3 protein-coding genes and 1 other annotated feature are annotated in these 3,858 nt (G+C 36.8%); all 3 genes read right to left on the bottom strand.

Annotated features, from left to right (window positions below; translation table 11 throughout):
* Positions 1 to 36 precede the first annotated feature (36 nt).
* The 3 genes from serS to HMPREF2961_RS09225 all read right to left on the bottom strand — a co-directional run bounded on the left by serS (position 37) and on the right by HMPREF2961_RS09225 (position 3,486).
* Positions 37 to 1,308 carry a serine--tRNA ligase gene (serS, locus tag HMPREF2961_RS09235; RefSeq protein WP_002315470.1) on the bottom strand — a complete coding sequence of 424 codons (1,272 nt, stop codon included), beginning with the start codon at positions 1,306 to 1,308 and terminating at the stop codon, positions 37 to 39.
* Positions 1,309 to 1,357: 49 nt separating this feature from the next.
* Positions 1,358 to 1,563, bottom strand: a binding site (T-box leader).
* Between the two features lie 38 nt (positions 1,564 to 1,601).
* Entirely contained in the window at positions 1,602 to 2,810 is a 1,209-nt protein-coding gene (locus HMPREF2961_RS09230) for a sensor histidine kinase (RefSeq protein WP_002309915.1), read from the bottom strand.
* Complete coding sequence (locus HMPREF2961_RS09225; RefSeq protein ID WP_002295268.1) at positions 2,797 to 3,486, bottom strand: response regulator transcription factor CroR; 690 nt, start codon at positions 3,484 to 3,486, stop codon at positions 2,797 to 2,799. Before HMPREF2961_RS09225 ends, HMPREF2961_RS09230 begins: the two co-directional genes overlap by 14 nt.
* Positions 3,487 to 3,858: the final 372 nt, after the last annotated feature.

The following is a 3,858-nucleotide window of genomic DNA, read 5'->3' as shown; positions in this document are numbered from 1 at the left end:
TATTACTTGATGCAGGACAGCTTTTTCACAACCTCTTTATTTAATAACTTTCAGATTACCCATATAAGGAACGAGCGCTTCTGGAACTGTGACAGAACCATCTTCATTTTGGTAGTTTTCCAAAATGGCAGCTACTGTACGGCCAACCGCAAGTCCTGAACCATTCAAAGTATGAGCATAGTGGATTTTTCCATCATTATCGCGATAACGAATCATGGCGCGGCGTGCTTGGAAATCTTCACAGTTAGAACAAGAACTGATTTCACGATAAGTATCTTGTGCAGGAATCCATACTTCTAAATCATAAGTTTTAGCTGCAGAAAAGCCCATGTCTCCAGTTGATAAGGCCATTACACGATAAGGCAAATGCAGTTTTTTCAAGATATCTTCTGCATCAGCTGTCATTTTTTCCAATTCTTCGTAAGAATGTTCTGCATCCGAGAATTTGACCATTTCTACTTTATTGAATTGGTGAAGACGGATCAGTCCTCGAGTATCCCGACCGGCACTTCCAGCTTCAGAACGAAAAGCAGGACTTAGCGCAGTGAAATAAACAGGTAAATCCGCACCATCTAAAATTTCATCATTATAATAGTTAGTCAATGGGACTTCAGCTGTCGGAATCAATGTTAAATCAGTATTCTCCAATTGGAAAACATCTTCTTTGAATTTTGGAAATTGTCCTGTACCAAACATCGCTTTACTGTTGACGATATAAGGAGTAATCATTTCAGTATAGCCGTGTTCGTAAATATGCTGATCAAGCATGAAGTTGTAGACTGCACGTTCTAATCGAGCGCCCAACCCTTTATAATAAACAAAACGGCTACCGGCTACTTTTGCGCCACGTTCAAAGTCTAAAATATCAAGATTTTCTGCAATTTCCCAGTGTGGTTTTGGCTCAAAAGCAAATGTACGTGGTTCGCTCCAACGACGGATTTCTACATTGTCCTCTTCATCTGATCCAACTGGCACAGAATCATGGGGAAGGTTTGGCAAAGTAGTGGCAATTTGTTTCAATTTTTCATCTACTTCAGCAATTTCGGTATCCAATGCCTTGATGTTGCCGCCGACTTCTTTCATTTCAGCGATTTTAGCAGAAGCATCTTCTTTTGCACGCTTCAATTGAGCGATCTCAGCAGAAACGTCATTTCGATATTTTTTCAATTCTTCACTTTTGACTAGTAATTTGCGGCGGTTTTCATCTAGTTCCATGAATTCAGCTAATGTTTCTTTTTTAACGCCCCGAGTCATTAGTTTTTCTTGTACTTCTTCGATATTTTGTCGCATCATTTTTACATCTAACATATGTTTTCCTCCTTTTTGAAAATAAAAAAAGACTGATCCATCCCATTATTCTTGGGACGAATCAGTCTGAAATTCGCGGTACCACCCAAGTTCAGCATAAGCTGCACTTGTTGAACACATAACGGCTGTTGAACCGACCTTTCTTATTTCGAAAGGGCACGTAAACGAACTGGAACTTCCAAATTATCCTTTGCTGATTTGCACCTGCCATCAGCTCTCTGAAAAAGAATAAAGTGTACTGGGTTCTGTGTTTTTCATTTATTCTAATAATTGTAATAAGAATAGCGAATATTTCAGCTTTCGTCAATAACTTCCTGTGCATCAATAGGTAATTTTTCATTTTTCTTGATTGGAAGGTGCATGATGAAAGAAGTCCATTGCTTATCTGATTTTGCATAAATGTAGCCACCATGTAAAGCCACAATACTTTGAGCGATTGCTAAACCAAGCCCAGTTCCTCCAGTTGCTTGTGACCGAGATTCTTCTACACGATAAAAACGGTCGAATAGATTATCGATTGCCTGTTGTGGGATCATTGCTCCATTATTTTTGACCGTTGCAACAACTTCTGAACCGACACGTTCTACTTCAATCACGATCTTCGTAGCTCCTTTTCCATATTTCAACGCATTCGTCAAAAGATTATTGAAGACACGTACAAGTTTTTCTGTATCGCCATCCATGATAAGGGAATCTACTTTTGACTGCACAAGTATTTGGATATTTTTTTTAGAAGCTTCCAACTCAAAATCAGCAGCTAACTGTTCGATCAACTGGATCATATCAAAGGCAGAAAAATTTACTGGGACAGCAGGCTGGCGTACCTTAGTGTATTCAAATAAGTCGTCCACTAAAGATTTCATCTGCTTTGCTTTAATATAAGCGGTATGTGTATACTTTAAAAGATCTTCTTCTGAGTGATACTGACCATCTTCTATCAATCCTAGATATCCAATGATAGAAGTAAGAGGGGTACGGATATCGTGACTAACATTTGTGATCAATTCATCTTTTGATTTCTCGATTTTACGTTCGTCTTCAATCGCTGCTACTGTGCTATCTACCAATCCATTGATACTTGTTACAACTCGGCTTAAGTCACCACTAAGTTCAAAAGGGATACGATGATCATAATTTCCATTTGCGATGTAATGAAGTTCACTGATGATATGTCGTAATTGCATTTGGCGATATCTTCGAATCAAACGCCAATACAAAACACCAATATCTAATAGAAAGAAAAAGGGAATAATAAAGTTTCGACCGTTCCAAAATAAATCAGTGTTCAATCGTTCCGCAAAAATATTCTTTGAATCCCAAATCGCATTTGTCAAAGAAGGTGAACTATTGATTACCGAACTGATAACAACCAAAATAGAAACATTTAATAGAAGTAAAAGGATGATCGTGATGATTCCTTCCGCTAACAATTCGCTGATTTCTTTTGAAGTCAAGTTGATCCGACGGCGTTTTTCAGTTGCTCGTTTACTATCTTGCGTCAATTTTATAGCCCACTCCCCAAACGGTTTGAATGACTTTTTCACCACCAGTTGCTTCTTCGATCTTATCTCTTAAATGGCTAACATGAACCATGACAGTTTTAGCAGAGACAATACTTTCTTGTTTCCAAACACGCTCAAAAATTTCATCCGCGCTAAATACTCGATTAGGATGACTAGCAAGCAAGTAGAGGATACCGAATTCCAAAGCTGTTAACTGGATTTCTTTCCCATCGATTGTTTTAACTTCATGAGAGTCTTTATTGATGATTAATGCATTTACTTCTAATACATCAGGCTGATCTGGGGCAATCTGCATTTTTGTACGCCGTAATAAAGACTTTACTCTAGCCATTACTTCTAATGGATTAAACGGTTTGGTTACATAATCATCTGCACCAGCCACCAGTCCTTTGATCTTATCCATATCAGTAGTTTTTGCTGTCAGCATAATGATTGGGATTTGAGATTCTTTTCGCAGCTCTTTCACTACTTGCATCCCGTCCATCTCTGGCATCATGATATCTAAAATAAGTAATTCAATATCAGGGATTGTTCTGATTTTAGATAATGCTTCTTTCCCATCATATGCCTTTACTGCTTCATAGCCTTCATTGTGAACATAGATACTTAATAATTCAACGATTTCTTTATCATCGTCAGCAATCAAAATTTTCATAAATAAATCCTCCAGAGTCATATTGTTACTATTATTCTAGCAAAAAAAAGCAGAAATAGATAAAAGCAGCACTTTGTTAAGGAAAATTTTAGAAGGTGAGAGATTTGGTTCTCATAAATAGGACAAAAACATGAACGTTAAACTGAAAATAAAAGGATTTTTCGTTTTTTAAGGTTATAAAGACGAACAAAAAAAGGAGAAGAACTAATTAACGATCATATAAGCTGGAAATGTTGATAAATAAGCATTTTCTTATTGACTTTCGTATGTGATGTTGATATATTATTATTTGTTCAAAAGAACACCAATAACTTAAAATAATAAAAAATAAGTTATTGACATGTTGATAATGACATGATAAGATAACTGAGT

It is taken from the genome of Enterococcus sp. HMSC076E04, assembly GCF_001814285.1.
In the GTDB taxonomy this organism is placed as follows: domain Bacteria; phylum Bacillota; class Bacilli; order Lactobacillales; family Enterococcaceae; genus Enterococcus_B; species Enterococcus_B lactis.
This window is presented reverse-complemented; position numbering and strand designations above follow the sequence as displayed.

Bases quoted from the DNA above. Each gene is read 5' to 3' on its own strand.
- serS (WP_002315470.1), bottom strand. From the start codon at position 1,308: ATGTTAGATGTAAAAATGATGCGACAAAATATCGAAGAAGTACAAGAA.
- HMPREF2961_RS09225 (WP_002295268.1), bottom strand. From the start codon at position 3,486: ATGAAAATTTTGATTGCTGACGATGATAAAGAAATCGTTGAATTATTA.